This window comes from Rudaea sp. (assembly GCF_057139185.1).
Genome location: NZ_DBNHDN010000012.1, coordinates 25,208 through 39,530, shown reverse-complemented (window position 1 = coordinate 39,530; position 14,323 = coordinate 25,208). Strand labels below are relative to the sequence as shown.

The 14,323-nt window shown below is 65.6% G+C and carries 13 protein-coding genes; all 13 read left to right on the top strand.

The window, feature by feature from the left end; genetic code table 11:
* Nucleotides 1-119: 119 nt before the first annotated feature.
* Entirely contained in the window at nt 120-827 is a 708-nt protein-coding gene (locus AC16HO_RS04435; protein WP_395641781.1) for an RNA polymerase sigma factor, read from the top strand.
* Nucleotides 828-921: 94 nt separating this feature from the next.
* A complete protein-coding gene (locus tag AC16HO_RS04430) occupies nt 922-1,647 on the top strand; it encodes a hypothetical protein (protein WP_484335303.1) in 726 nt (241 codons plus the stop codon).
* A gap of 549 nt (nt 1,648-2,196) precedes the next feature.
* Entirely contained in the window at nt 2,197-2,754 is a 558-nt protein-coding gene (gene frr / locus AC16HO_RS04425; RefSeq protein ID WP_395641779.1) for a ribosome recycling factor, read from the top strand.
* Nucleotides 2,755-3,158: 404 nt separating this feature from the next.
* On the top strand, nt 3,159-3,905 hold the full coding sequence (gene uppS / locus AC16HO_RS04420; protein WP_395641778.1) for a polyprenyl diphosphate synthase: 747 nt from the start codon (nt 3,159-3,161) through the stop codon (nt 3,903-3,905).
* Complete coding sequence (locus AC16HO_RS04415; RefSeq protein ID WP_395641777.1) at nt 3,902-4,717, top strand: phosphatidate cytidylyltransferase; 816 nt, start codon at nt 3,902-3,904, stop codon at nt 4,715-4,717. Before uppS ends, AC16HO_RS04415 begins: the two co-directional genes overlap by 4 nt.
* The gene (locus tag AC16HO_RS04410) at nt 4,714-5,892 is read left to right on the top strand and encodes a 1-deoxy-D-xylulose-5-phosphate reductoisomerase (protein WP_395641776.1); all 1,179 of its coding nucleotides are present in this window, start codon (nt 4,714-4,716) and stop codon (nt 5,890-5,892) included. The genes AC16HO_RS04415 and AC16HO_RS04410 overlap by 4 nt, the downstream gene beginning before the upstream one ends.
* Before the next feature lie 66 nt (nt 5,893-5,958).
* The gene (gene rseP, locus AC16HO_RS04405) at nt 5,959-7,308 is read left to right on the top strand and encodes an RIP metalloprotease RseP (protein ID WP_395641775.1); all 1,350 of its coding nucleotides are present in this window, start codon (nt 5,959-5,961) and stop codon (nt 7,306-7,308) included.
* A gap of 112 nt (nt 7,309-7,420) precedes the next feature.
* Nucleotides 7,421-9,871, top strand: coding sequence for an outer membrane protein assembly factor BamA (bamA, locus tag AC16HO_RS04400; protein ID WP_395641774.1), 2,451 nt, complete (start codon nt 7,421-7,423; stop codon nt 9,869-9,871).
* A 117-nt stretch (nt 9,872-9,988) separates the two neighbouring features.
* Nucleotides 9,989-10,558: an OmpH/Skp family outer membrane protein gene (locus AC16HO_RS04395; protein WP_395641773.1), complete on the top strand. Its 570-nt coding sequence runs from the start codon at nt 9,989-9,991 to the stop codon at nt 10,556-10,558.
* Nucleotides 10,555-11,586 carry a UDP-3-O-(3-hydroxymyristoyl)glucosamine N-acyltransferase gene (gene lpxD, locus AC16HO_RS04390; RefSeq protein ID WP_395641772.1) on the top strand — a complete coding sequence of 344 codons (1,032 nt, stop codon included), beginning with the start codon at nt 10,555-10,557 and terminating at the stop codon, nt 11,584-11,586. The genes AC16HO_RS04395 and lpxD overlap by 4 nt, the downstream gene beginning before the upstream one ends.
* Nucleotides 11,587-11,591: 5 nt before the next feature.
* Entirely contained in the window at nt 11,592-12,050 is a 459-nt protein-coding gene (gene fabZ, locus AC16HO_RS04385) for a 3-hydroxyacyl-ACP dehydratase FabZ (protein WP_395642154.1), read from the top strand.
* Nucleotides 12,050-12,820, top strand: coding sequence for an acyl-ACP--UDP-N-acetylglucosamine O-acyltransferase (gene lpxA, locus AC16HO_RS04380; protein ID WP_395641771.1), 771 nt, complete (start codon nt 12,050-12,052; stop codon nt 12,818-12,820). The genes fabZ and lpxA overlap by 1 nt, the downstream gene beginning before the upstream one ends.
* 58 nt (nt 12,821-12,878) lie before the next feature.
* Nucleotides 12,879-14,171: a lipid-A-disaccharide synthase gene (lpxB, locus tag AC16HO_RS04375; RefSeq protein WP_395641770.1), complete on the top strand. Its 1,293-nt coding sequence runs from the start codon at nt 12,879-12,881 to the stop codon at nt 14,169-14,171.
* Nucleotides 14,172-14,323: the final 152 nt, after the last annotated feature.

The following is a 14,323-nucleotide window of genomic DNA, read 5'->3' as shown; positions in this document are numbered from 1 at the left end:
CGTCCGCGAGCGGCATACCGCTGCGCCGGTGCGGCCTTCTCTGACGAAAGCCGCCGACAGATCCCGGGAATTTGTGGCAGACTCGCGTATGCACTGGGATTTGTACCGGAAATCGGCGGATGGCCCAATTCGACACGACTCGCTGGAGCGTGGTGCTGCGTGCCCGCAGCGGCACTGAGCAGCGCGCGGCCCTGGAATCCTTGTGCCGCACCTATCGCCCGCCGGTGCTCGCCTACATCCGCAGCCGCGGTTATGCACCCGATACGGCCGAGGATCTCGCGCAGGCTTTCTTCACGCGCTTTCTCGAACTGGCCTGGCACGTCCACGCGGACCCGGCCCGCGGGCGTTTCCGCGCGTTCCTGCTCACCGCGCTGAAACGTTTCCTGATCAATGCCGACGTCGGAGATCAGACGCTCAAGCGCGGCGGCGGCGTTCATTTCGAGCCGTTGCTGACCGAGAGCGGGGACAATATCCGGGCCGCGTCTTCCGAAGCGACGCCGGAAGCGGCATTCGAACGCAGTTGGGCAGTTGCCGTGCTCGACGCCGCCCTCGCCAGGCTGCGCAACGAAGCGGAACAGGGAGGCAGGCTCGAGTGGTTCGATCGACTGCAGGAATTCCTCATCGAGCGTCCGGACGAAGACGACTACGCGCGCGCCGCCGCCACCCTCAACGTGCGGCGCAACACCCTGGCCGTGGCGGTACACCGGCTGCGCCATCGATTGCGCGAACTCGTGCGTGAGGAGCTCATGCAGACGACGAACGGAGGCGAGGATCTCGAATCGGAAATGCTCGAGTTGCGCAAAGCCCTCGGTGTGGCGATGCAATGAAAAACTGCCCGTGAACCGTCGCCGGTGGCCGCGATGTAATCGACGACGCTGAATCGTGAAGATGCGTTGAGCCCTGTCGAATCGAGCGGCCATGATGTCTTCGCCCAGCCATCGCATCGATCGTTTCGCGACCACACGCTGGTCGGTCTTCACACGGACCGCCGCGACCGCGCCGGGTGAGGCGCGGGTCGCGCTGGCCGAGCTCGTGCAACGCTACTGGTATCCGGTCTACGCCTATACCCGCCGCAGCGGCCATGCCCCGGCGATCGCGGAAGACATCGCGCACAGCTTCATCGGCAGCCTGACGCGTGATTTCCGCGACCATCGCGCGGCCCTCGAACGTGGCCAGTTCCGTCTCTATCTGCTCGAACGCCTGGAGGCCTTTCTCGGTCGCGACTGGCGCGAACCCATCGACGCCCACAACGACGACGCCGCCGTCCCGGCAGAGCTGGAAGCCCGCTATCTGCGCGACTTCGCCGATAGCGAAACGACGACACCCGCGCAGGCTTACGAACGCGGTTTCGCCCTGGAAGTCGTCGCCCGGGCGTTGCGCGGGTTGCGCGCGGAAGTACAGCGCGGCGGGCATCTCGCCATGTACGATGCGCTCGAGCCGTTCCTCGCCTGCGAACCGGCACCCGGCGAACTCGACGCCGCGGCGCAGGCGCTGTCCTCGCGCCCGCTTGCGTTGCTCGTCGCGCTCAAGCGCTTGCGCGAGCTTGCGGGCGAGGAACTCGTCGACACGGTCACATCGCACGAGCAACTGCGGGCGGAACAGGCAATCTTGCACACGGTCCTGACGCGAAAGAGCCAGCCGCCGTGAACACGCGAACCGTCGCCGAGGCGATCGAGCGCGTGCGCCGGTTCGACGTGCTGTATCCGGGACTCAAGCCCGGCAACGTGTCGATCGGCGAGAATGGTGTTGACCACGCGACCGCCTTCGGCCGCCCCCGCAGCTCGACCCGGGCGACGCGGTCGGCGCCGACGAAAACGCCGGGGAGATCTCCTGCATCCCCAGCTGCACGACATCAGCGCAGGTCCCGGTGGACCCGTTAAACCTCGTACCCGCAGCGGACATCTTGGGGCTGGCCGGGCACGATCCTCTACGCTCCCCTTGCCAGTCGTCCGCCGCGTCTCGCCGATATGTCACAGTCAAACCTGCAACTCGTGCGCGAGACCGTTCCCGCGCCGCTGCGGGCGCTTGCGTCCACCACCCGCACGACCTCGAGGCGATCGCGCTGGAATGCCTGCATCGCGATCCGCCGCGCCGCTACCCCGGCGCCCGCGCACCTGCCGACGGCCTCGGCCGCCCGCGTCAGCTGCGACGCCGCTGCTATACTCCGCAATCTTCACCAGAGACGCGGAGGTCGTCATGCTCAACAACATCAAATCGGACGCGCAAACGCGCATGACCAAGAGCGTCGACGCGCTCAAGCATGAACTCACGCGCCTGCGCACCGGCCGCGCCAGCACCGCCCTGGTCGATCACCTCAAGGTCAACTACTACGGCTCCGACGTGCCGATCAGCCAGGTCGCCAACATCGCCGTCGCCGACGCGCGTTCACTGACGATCACGCCATGGGAAAAACCGATGGTGCCCGCGGTCGAGAAGGCCATCATCGCAGCGAACCTGGGCTTCACCCCGACCACGGCCGGCACGGTGATCCGCATCAACATCCCGGCGCTCACCCAGGAGCGGCGCAAGGAACTGTCCAAGCACGTCTCCCACGAAGGCGAGAACGCGAAGATCGCGATCCGCAACGTGCGCCGCGACGCGCTGCATCAGGTCAAGGAACTGCTCAAGGACAAGAAGATCACCGAAGACGAGGAACGCCGCGCCGAAGACGACATGCAAAAGCTCACCGACAAGTTCGTCAAGGACGTCGACGGCGTGGTCAAGGCCAAGGAAGACGAATTGATGGCGATGTAAGAGCCAAATTGATCGTCTTTCCCGTGAAAGCGGGAATGACGCGGTGCAGGCATTTTTTGATCTTCGGGCCCCGTTTGCCGCGGCCACGGCATGACGGAATCGTCCGCAAGGATCGCGCGCAGGATGCGTGCGAGTTCGCCAACGTACAGGAATGTACGTCGAGCGAACCCAGGCGTACCCGCAGCGCGGAGGGCGCGGCATCCGTGGCGTGTTTCCTTGGTTACCTTTCTTTGCACGAGCAAAGAAAGTAACCCGCTCGCCTGGAAGGCAAGTGGAAGCTCTGGCTCTTCGCAAACCCAAGATCAAAAGCAAAAACACTGGGTTCCGGCTTTCGCCGGAACGATGAGCGAAAAAAAGAACTGGATTCCCGCCTGTGCGGGAATGACGAGCGAAGAACAGCGCGAGTGGAAAATCCAACCAAAGTCCCACGTCATGTGGCCATCGTCATGGACGGCAACGGCCGCTGGGCCAAGCAGCGCCACCGCCCGCGCACATTCGGCCATCGTGCCGGACAGAAGGCCGTGCGCGCGATCATCGAGGCCTGCCTGCGTCGCGGCATCGAAGCGCTGACCCTGTTCGCGTTCTCCTCGGAAAACTGGCAGCGACCGAAGGACGAGGTCGGCGCGCTGATGGAGCTGTTCCTCAAGGCGCTGGATCGCGAAGTCGGCGAATTGCATGGCCATGGCGTGCGCATCCGCTTCATCGGCGAGCTGGCCGCGTTCGCGCCGGCGCTGCGCGAGCGCATGCTCGCGGCGATGGACAAGACCACGGGCAACACCAAGCTCGCGCTCAACATCGCGGTCAACTACGGCGGCCGCTGGGACATCGCGCAGGCGGCGCGGCAGGTCGCCCAGGCCGCCGTGCGCGGGGAAATCGACGCGACACGGATCGACGAGGCGCAGCTTGGCAGCCACTTCGCCCTCGCCGACCTGCCACCGCTCGACCTGTTCATCCGTACCGGCGGCGAGAAGCGCGTGAGCAATTTCCTGCTCTGGCAGCTTGCCTATGCCGAACTGGTCTTCTCCGACGCGCTCTGGCCGGACTTCGATGCCGACCACCTCGACGCGGCGATCGCCGATTTTGCCGCGCGCGAACGGCGATATGGTAAAACGAGTGCCCAGGTTTCAAGCGCATATTCGGGGGCACATTGAAGCAAAGGATCATAACGGCGCTGCTGCTCGCCCCGCTGGGAATTGCCCTGATGCTGTTCGTGCCGACGCCGGCCTTTGTCGGCAGCATCGGCCTGATTTGCGGCATCGGCATGTGGGAATGGACGCGGATGTCGGGCATGCGCTCGCGCCCGTGGCGCGCGGTCGCGGTCGCGATCGGAGTCGGCGCAATGCTCGCGCTGTATTTCACCTCGAGCATCACGTTGTGGTGGGCCTTCATCATCCTGGGTTGCATCGCCTGGATCGCGATGATTTTCTGGCTCAAGAACTTTTCGTTTGCCGCATCGCCGACACGCGAGCACACCGCACTCAAACTCGCCGCCGGCATGCTCGCGATCCTGCCGGCGTTCGCAGGCTTGATGCGCATCCACCAGACGCAAGCCATCCCGCACACCTGGGCGCTGTATGCGATGTTCATGGTCTGGTCCGCCGATTCGATCGCCTACTTCGCCGGCAGCCGCTGGGGCAGAACCAAACTCGCGCCGAACATCAGTCCGGGCAAAACCCGCGAAGGGCTGTACGGCGCGCTGATCGGCTCGGCCGTGTTCGCCGCGATCGGTGGCTGGCTGCTCGACGTACGCGGCGTGACACTCGTGCTGCTCGTCCTCGTCGCCCTTATAAGCGTCGCGTTTTCGGTCGTCGGTGACCTGTTCGAAAGCCTGATCAAGCGGCACGCGGGAGTGAAGGACTCGGGCAATCTTTTTCCCGGCCATGGCGGCGTCTGCGACCGCCTCGACGGCGTGTTTGCCGCGCTGCCGTTCTTCGCGCTGGGCAAGGCCCTGCTGGGACTATGAGGAGGGTCGCGGTACTCGGCGCGACCGGCTCGATCGGCGCGAGCGCGCTCGATGTGATCGCGCGCCATCCCGAACGGTTTCGCGCAAGCGTGCTCGCCGCGCACCGCAAGGTCGACGAACTCGTCGCCTTGTGCGTGCGCTTCCGGCCCGATCTCGCGGTGATCGCCGACGCGGCGCTGGAAACTTCGCTGCGCGACAAGCTGGCCGCGGCCGGCCTGTCCACGCGCGCCGCCGCCGGCACCGCGGCGCTGAGCGAAGCGGCCGCGAGCGAGTCGTGCGACAGCGTCGTTGCCGCGATCGTCGGCGCTGCGGGCCTGGAATCCACACTGGCCGCCGCGCGCGCGGGCAAACGCCTGCTGCTCGCAAACAAGGAGTCGGTCGTGATGGCCGGCCCGCTTCTGCTCGATGCGATTCGTGACGGCGGTGGCGAGCTGATTCCGATCGATTCCGAGCACAATGCGATCTTCCAGTGCCTGCCGGGCCGCGGGCTCGATCTTGCGCAAGCCGGGGCCCGTCGCATCCTGCTGACCGCGTCCGGCGGCCCGTTCCGCGGCAAGAATCGCGCGGAACTCGCCGCGATCACGCCCGACCAGGCCTGCGCGCACCCGAAATGGAGCATGGGCCGCAAAATCTCGGTCGATTCGGCGACGCTGATGAACAAGGGTCTCGAGGTGATCGAGGCGCACTGGCTGTTCGGTGCGACGCCGGCGCAAATCGAGGTCGTCGTGCACCCGCAGAGCCTCGTGCATTCGCTGGTCGAATTCGCGGACGGCTCGGTACTCGCCCAGCTCGGCAATCCGGACATGCGCACCGCGCTCGCGCACGCACTGGCCTGGCCCGAGCGCATCGAGGCCGGCGTCGCCCCGCTCGATCTTGTCGCCGCCGGCGCGCTGCGGTTCGAAGCGCCCGCGCGCGACACGTTCCGCTGCCTGGACCTCGCCTACCGCGCGCTCGAAGTCGGCGGCACGGCGCCGACCGTGCTCAATGCGGCGAACGAGGTCGCGGTCGCCGCGTTCCTCGAAGGCAGCCTGCCATTTCTCGCGATCGCGGAGTTGATCGAAGCCACCCTCGCCGCAATCTCTGCTGAACCGGTGGCGGGTCTCGAACACCTGCTTTACGTGGATTTAACGGCCCGCAGAACCGCACAAATTAAGATGCGCCACGGTTTTTGCTGATTTTCCTTCCGTTCCGCCTCCCCCGACAGACGGGGAGCGACGTTGTTCCTTCGGTTTGATGTCCTCATGAGCGAATTTTTCGGTTCCATCTTCTGGCTCGCCGTCACCCTCGGTGTGCTCGTGACCTTCCACGAATTCGGCCACTACTGGGTCGCGCGACGCTGCGGCGTGCGCGTGCTGCGCTTCTCGATCGGCTTCGGCCAGCCGATCGCCTCGTTCCGGCGCGACGGCACGGAGTGGGCGATCGGTGCGATTCCGCTCGGCGGCTACGTCAAGTTCCTCGACCAGCGCGAGGCCGACGACCCCGTCACCGCGGCGCGCGAGCCAGGGGAGTTCTACTCGAAACCGCCGTGGCAGCGCATCGCGATCGCCGCAGCCGGCCCCGCATTCAACATCTTGTTCACGATCGCCGCATTCTGGGCGATGTTCGTGATCGGTCGACCCGACTACCAACCGGTGATCGGCCCGCCGAAGGGCCTGGCTGCCGAAGCGGGTCTCGCCGCAGGCGACCGCCTCCTCGCGGTCGGCGGCGAGAAAGTCGACTCGATGAGCAACGCGATGCAGGCCATCTACGAGGCCGCGGCGCTGCACCGCGATACCGCGATCGAGGTTGCCGACGCCCGGGGTCAGTCCCGCGCGGTGACGTTGGCCTTGAGCAAACTGCCGCCCGGCGCACCGGACAGCGCCGCCGTATACGAAAAAATCGGCATCAGCGGGGCGCCGCTGGCCCCCGTGGTCGGTCAGGTCGAGGCCGACACGCCGGCCGCGCGTGGCGGACTAGAGTCCGGCGACCGCATCCTCAGCCTCAACGGGCAGACCGTCGTCGACGCCCCGCAGGTTTCGCGCCTGCTCAGTGAGGAGGCGGCGAAAAACCCGCGGATTTCGCTGCTCGTCGAGCGTGAAGGCAAGCAAGTGGCACTGACCCCCACCGCCGAGCAACGCACACGCAACGGCCAGACGCGTTGGATGCTCGGCGTTGCCTGGCAAGAGCGCACACGCGATGCCGTGGAACATTTCGGCCCGCTGGCCGCCGTGCCGGCGGCATTCGCCGAAACCTGGAGGCAGACCGCCTCGATGCTCGGCATGATCAAGAGCATGGTCGTCGGCGAAGCCTCGACCAGGAACCTGTCCAGCGTGATCTCGATTGCCCAGGTCGCAAACGCCTCGGCAAACGAGGGCCTGGCCTGGTTCCTGTCCTTTTTGGCCGTGATCAGCCTGAGTCTGGGCATCCTCAACCTGCTGCCGATTCCGATCCTCGACGGCGGCCACATCGTCATGTACCTGGCCGAGTGGATCAAGGGCAGTCCGGTCAGCGAACGTACACTGATTGCCGGCCAATATGTCGGCCTGGCTCTGCTGGTATCCTTGATGAGCCTGGCGTTCTTCAACGACATCGTGCGCCTGGTGACTTCATAAAACCGCAGCGAGGGCGGATAATTGCCCGCCCCAGTCCCGCCGGGGACGAACAACCCGTGTTTTTCCCGATTTTCACCCCGGCTCGCCGGTCCATTTTTGTCTGGAAGTGACGATGAAGCGTATCGCCGCCCTAGTTTTGTTTGCCTGCCTCACCGCCAAAGCTCACGCCATCGATCCCTTCGTCGCCTCCGACATCCGCATTGACGGACTGCAACGCATTTCCGCCGGCACCGTGTTCACTTACCTGCCGGTCGAAAAAGGCGATACCGTCACCACCGAACGAGCCCAGCAGGCCGTGCGCGCGCTGTACAAGACCGGCTTCTTCACCGACGTCCAGCTCGGCCGCCAGGGCAACATCCTCGTCATCTCGGTCAAGGAGCGCCCGGCGATCTCGAAGATCCAGCTCAAGGGCAACAAGGACCTCAAGGAAGAAGATCTGCTCAAGGGCCTCAAGGACATCGGCCTCTCCGAAGGCGAGCCGTTCGACCGCCTCTCGCTCGACCGCGTGACCCAGGAACTGACCCGCCAGTACTACAACCGCGGCAAGTACAACGTCACGATCAAGCCGACGGTGATCAACCTCGACCGCAACCGCGTCGAGCTGTCGATCAACATTGCCGAAGGCAAGGTGGCCAAGATCAAGAGCATCGACCTGGTCGGCAACAAGACGTTCCCGAGCGGCGATATCCGCGGCGATTTCGAGTCCGACACGACGAACTGGACCTCGTGGTACTCGCGCGACGACCAGTACTCGCGCGAGAAACTGACCGGCGACCTCGAGAAGCTGCAGTCGTTCTACCTCGACCGTGGCTATCTCGACTACAGCCTCGACTCGACCGAGGTCTCGATCAGCCCGGACAAGCGCGACATGTACCTGACCGCGTCGATGACCGAGGGCCAGGTCTACAAGATCTCCGACGTGCAGCTCTCCGGCACCCTCGTCGTCAGCGAAGACGAGATGCGCAAGTTCATCGACTTCAAGCCGGGTGACGTGTTCTCGCGGCAGAAGGTGCAGAAGGCCTCCGAGCAGATGACCGCGGTGCTCGCCAACATCGGCTACGCCTTCGCTCAGGTCACCCCGATCCCGACCCCGGACAAGGACAAGCTCACCGTCGGCATCAACTTCTTCATCAACCCGGGCAAGCGCGTGTATGTGCGCCGCATCGAGTTCGCCGGCAACGGCCGCACCGAAGACGAAGTCATGCGCCGCGAGATGCGCCAGCTCGAAGGTGCGTGGTACTCGCAGGCCGCGATCGACCGCTCGAAGATCCGCCTGCAGCGCCTGGGCTACTTCAAGAAGGTCGACATCTCGACACCGCGCGTGCCGGGAACCGACGACCAGATCGACATAAAGGTCAAGGTCGAGGAGACCAACTCGGGCAGCTTCACCTTCGGCGTCGGCTACTCACAGCTGGACAAGCTGATCCTGTCGATCTCGGTGTCCGAAAACAACTTCCTCGGTTCGGGCGACTCGGCCGGCGTCAGCGCGTCGAAGAGCTACTACCAGCAGTCGTTCGGCGTGAACTACTTCCAGCCCTACCTCACCGACAGCGGCATCGGCCTGGGCTACAGCGCACGCTACACCAAGAGCGACTACGGCAACGCCAACATCGCCAACTATACCAACGACACGGCCTCGTTCTCGGCCAACAGCGCAGTACCGATCGGCGAGAACGATGCGGTCAGCCTTTCGCTCGGCGCGAGCAAGACCAAGATCCGCACCTTCTACGACAGTTACCTCGTCGCCAAGGACGCGAACGGCGCGCCGATCTACGACGCGAACGGCAATCCGGTCTACCAGACCGATGCCAACGGCAACTTCGCGATCTTCCGCAACTACTACTCGCCGGTCGAGATCATCGACTACCTCAACGCGATCGGCCACTACACCTTCCACCAGCTGAGCTTCTCCGCCGGCTGGACGCACGACACCCGCAACAAGTACTTCAACCCGACCCACGGCTCGGTGCAGTCGCTCGGCATCGAGGTCGCGCTGCCCGGCTCGACCGCGGAATACTGGCGCATCAACTATCGCTATCAGCAGTATTTCCCGATCACGCACGGCTTCGTGCTCGAGGGCACGCTCAACCTCGGTTACGGCGAAGCGTTCGGCAAGTACTCGAAGCTCGGCCTGCCGTTCTTCGCCAACTACTACGCCGGTGGCGTCTCCGACGTACGCAACTTCCGCGACAACACACTGGGCTCGAGCGCGACCCGCACCCTGTACCAGGGCTGCACCTCGCTGACCCAGGCCGACTACTGCCTGCAGCCGCTCGGCGGCGCGTTCAAGACGACCGGCTCGCTCGAACTGATCATCCCGCTGCCGTTCATCAAGGACGAGACCTCCACGCGCCTTTCCTGGTACGTCGATGCCGGCAACGTCTACAAGAACTTCAGCGACTTCTCCTGGTCCGGCAACGACGGCCTGCGCGCCTCGACCGGCCTGTCGCTGCACTGGCAGGCGCCGGTCGGCCCGATCGTGATCAACCTCGGCCGCCCGATCGTCAAGAAGCCCGGCGATATCTCGGAGACGTTGCAGTTCAACTTCGGCGGCACGTTCTGACCGCCGGCGGCGGGGCGACGCGAAATACCTTCTCGGGTTAAGATTGGGCGTCAGCCGTGGCGGCGGCGTCGCGAGGTCAGGAGCGGCGCGCCGAAGCATTTGCGGAGAGCCCGACGCGTGATCCATTCCAGCGGTTCGAGCAGACGTTACGCCCGGTGCGCGTTGATCGCAGCGCTGGTGCTGTCCGCACCCATACGGGCACAACCCCCTGCGACGGCTGCGGCCGCGACACCGCGTATCGGCTACATCGACGTCAAGCGCCTGATCGACAGCGCTCCCCAGTTTGTCGATGCCCGCGCCCGGCTTGACCGCGAATTCGCCAGACAGGACGCCGCGATCAAAGCCGACGACGCCAAACTCGCCGCGCTCAAGCAGCGCTACGAACGCGACAGCGCGATCATGACGAAGGACAGCGCCGAGGCGCTCAAGCGCGAGATCGAGGCGACCGAACGCGACAACAAACGCCGCCGCGACGAGGCGCGCGCGGAATACAACAACCGCGGCAATGAAGAAGTCAACCGCAATCTGCGTCTGATCAACGACACCGCGATCGAGTACGCGCGCACACAGGGTTACGACATGATCGTCGGCAGTCAGGCCGTGCTTTACGCGAGTGCGCGCATGGACATCACCGACGCCGTGCTGCAGCGCCTGAAAGAACTCAACGCAGGCAGCGCGAAACCGTGAACGAGCCACGGGCAACGCACACCCTGGCCGACCTCGCCGGACGCTTTGCGCTGGAACTGCGGGGCGACGCCGCGACGCGCATCGACGGTGTGGCCACGCTGGCGATGGCGACCGCCTCGCAACTCGGCTTCCTCGCCAATCCGCGCTATCGCGGCGAACTGGCCACGACGCGCGCCGCGGCGGTGATCCTGCGTGCCGACGATGCCGGGCACTTCCCCGGCGCGGCGCTGGTGGCAAGGGATCCCTACATCGCCTATGCGAAGATCGCCGCGTTGTACGAGCGCCGGCCCGCAAGCGCGCCGGGCATCCATTCCAGCGCGGTCGTCGCGCCCGATGCGCAGGTCGCTGCGAGCGCCAGCATCGGCCCGTTCTGCGTGGTCGAATCCGGCGCCAGCGTGGGCGACGGCGCCGTGCTCGGGCCACACTGCCACGTCGGCACGGACTGCCATGTCGGCGCGCAATCGCGCCTGGTCGCGCGGGTCACCCTCGTCGCGCGCGTGCGCCTGGGCAAGCGCGTGCTCGTGCATCCTGGCGCCGTGCTCGGCGCGGACGGTTTCGGCCTCGCCTTCGATGCAGACCACTGGATCAAGGTGCCGCAGCTCGGCGGCGTCGTCGTCGGCGACGACTGCGAGATCGGCGCCAACACGACGATCGACCGCGGCGCGCTCGAGGACACCGTACTCGATGAGGACGTGCGCCTGGACAACCAGATCCAGATCGCCCACAACGTACGCATCGGCGCGCACACGGCGATGGCCGGCTGCTCGGCCGTTGCCGGCAGCGCGAGGATCGGCCGCTGCTGCCTGATCGGCGGCGGGGCCGGCATCCTCGGTCATCTCGAAATCGCCGACAAGGTGACGATCACCTCGATGGCGCTCGTCACCCATTCGATCCTTGCGCCCGGGGAGTATTCCTCGGGTACGCCGATCCAGGATAATCGCAGCTGGCGCCGCAATGCCGCGCGCTTCAAACATCTGGATGAGTTGAACCGGCGCGTACAGGCGCTGGAGAAGGACGCAAAGCCATGAACAACATGACCACCACACCCACCGCACCCATCGAAGCGCACGACATCGCCAGGATCTTGCCGCACCGCTATCCGTTCCTGCTCATCGATCGCGTGCTCGCGTTCGAAGTGGGCAAGACGCTGACCGCGATCAAGAACGTGACCATGAACGAGCCCTTCTTCCAGGGCCATTTCCCCGGGTATCCGGTCATGCCCGGCGTGCTCATCATCGAGGCGCTGGCGCAAGCGTCCGGCGTACTCGTGCACCTGACTTCGACCTACGCGCCCGGCGCGCACCCGCTCTATTTTCTGGTCAAGGTCGACAAGGCCAAGTTCAGCCAGATCGTCAAGCCGGGCGATCGACTGGTGCTCGACATCCAGCTGAAGCGCATCATCCGCAGCATGGCGATCTTCCACGGCCGCGCCAGCGTCGACGGCAAAACCGTTGCCGAAGCCGAGATGATGTGCGCCGAGAAGACCGACTGATGATCCACGCCACGGCACAGATCGGCCCGGGTGCAAAACTCGGCGCGGACGTCGATGTCGGCGCCTACAGCGTGATCGGCGCGGACGTCGAGATCGGTGCCGGCACGCAGCTCGCCGCGCACGTCGTCGTCCAGGGCCCGACGCGGATCGGCCGCAACAACCGCATCGCCTCGTTCGCCGCGATCGGCGGCGATCCGCAGGACAAGAAGTACCATGGCGAACGCGGCGAGCTGGTCATCGGCGACGACAACCTGATCCGCGAATTCGTCACGATCAACCGCGGCACCGGCGACGGCGGCGGAGTCACGCGTATCGGTGACGGCAACTGGATCATGGCTTACGTGCACATCGCGCACGATTGCATCGTCGGCAACCACACGGTGTTTTCCAACAACGCCACGCTGGCCGGTCACGTCGAAGTCGGCGACTTCGCGATCCTTTCGGGCTTTTCCGGCGTGCATCAGTTCTGCCGCATCGGCGCGCATGCCTTCGTCGGCATGAACTGCATGATCAACGGCGACGTGCCGCCGTTCGTGATGATGGCCGCCGACTACGGCCGCCCGCGCGGCATCAACGCGGAAGGACTCAAGCGTCGTGGCTTCTCCGCCGAGCGCATCGCCGCGATCAAGCGCGCCTACCGCACGCTGTACGTGTCGAAATCGCCGCTCGACGAAGCCCGCGTCGCGCTGGCCGCCAGCGCCGAGTCCGAGCCCGACGTGCGCGCAATGCTCGACTTCATCGAGCGCGGACAGAGGCCGCTTGCGCGCTGATGCTCGGGGCTCGGGGCTCGAGAAAGCCTGCACTCCCGTCATTCCAGCGAAAGCTGGAATGACGGGCAAAAAAGCCGCCACCGTGGACGCCTCCGCCTCCCGAATTCCGGGTCCCGAACCCCGAAGCTTCATCCTCGTCGCCGGCGAAGCCTCGGGCGACCTGCTCGGTGCCGATCTGATCGCGGGCCTCAGGGCACGCTTCCCGAACGCCAGCTTCGCCGGCATCGGCGGCCAGCGCATGCGCGATGCCGGCATGGACATCTGGCAACCGATGGAGCGCCTGTCGGTCATGGGCCTCGTCGAAGTGCTCAAGCATCTGCCCGCGCTGCTGGCGCTGCGCCGCGATCTGCTGCAGCGCACGCTGCGCGAACGACCCGACGTCTTCATCGGCATCGATGCGCCGGATTTCAATCTCGGCGTCGAGAAGAAACTGAAGCGCGCCGGCATCCGCAGCGTGCACTACGTCAGTCCGTCGATCTGGGCCTGGCGCGAGAGTCGCGCCGCCAAGATCGGCAACAGCGCCGACCGCGTGCTCTGCCTGTTTCCGATGGAACCGCCAATCTACGCGCGCCAGGGCGTCGACGCGCACTTCGTCGGCCATCCGCTCGCGGACGCATTCGCAGCGCATCCCGACAAGCTGGTCGCGCGGCGTGCGCTTGGCCTCGCCGACGACGCACGGGTTCTTGCCATGCTGCCCGGCAGTCGTCTCGGCGAAATCGCGAGGCTCGGTCGCGATTTTCTCGACACCGTACTGCAGTTGCGCAAGGAATTTCCCCATTTGCGCGTCGTGATTCCCGCGGCGAATGCGGCGTGCGAGAAGGCGATTCGCGAGCTGGTTCGGGACTCGAAAGAGCAGCACACTGCAGCCGACGAAAGCATCCGGATACTCTCACCCGAATCCCGAATCCCGAGCCCCGGGCCCCGACTTTCCCAATCCCAGCTCGCCATGATCGCCGCCGATGCGGTCCTGCTCGCCTCGGGCACCGCGGCGCTCGAAGCGATGCTGGCCAAGCGGCCGATGGTCGTCGCCTATCGCATTGCACCGACGACGTACCGCATCGTGAAAGCGCTGGGCATGCTGAAAACCTCGGTGTATTCGCTGCCGAACATTCTCGCCGGTCACACCCTCGTGCCCGAACTCATGCAGGACGATTGCACGCCGCCCGCGCTCGCCGCCGCGCTCGCACCGATGTTGCGCGCGCGTGCCTTGCCTGTGGAAACACGGGACGAATTCCTGCGCATCCACGAGTCGTTGCGCGGCGATGCCTGGCACGATGCCGCGGCGGCGATCGCCGACCTGCTTGACGCTGGCCCTCCGCCGTCGACGGGCGGTGGCTTGGGCGGCGGGTGAATCGAAATCCCTGTCGTTGTCGCCGCCTTTGCCGCACTCGCATGGCGCTGCGCGCGCCGACCTCTCAAGCACGCAACGAGGTGAACGGCCCTGCACCGCAGCACCGTTCGCCGTTGACCTGCGCACGCACTGCCCGTAACGTTGCGCCGTGC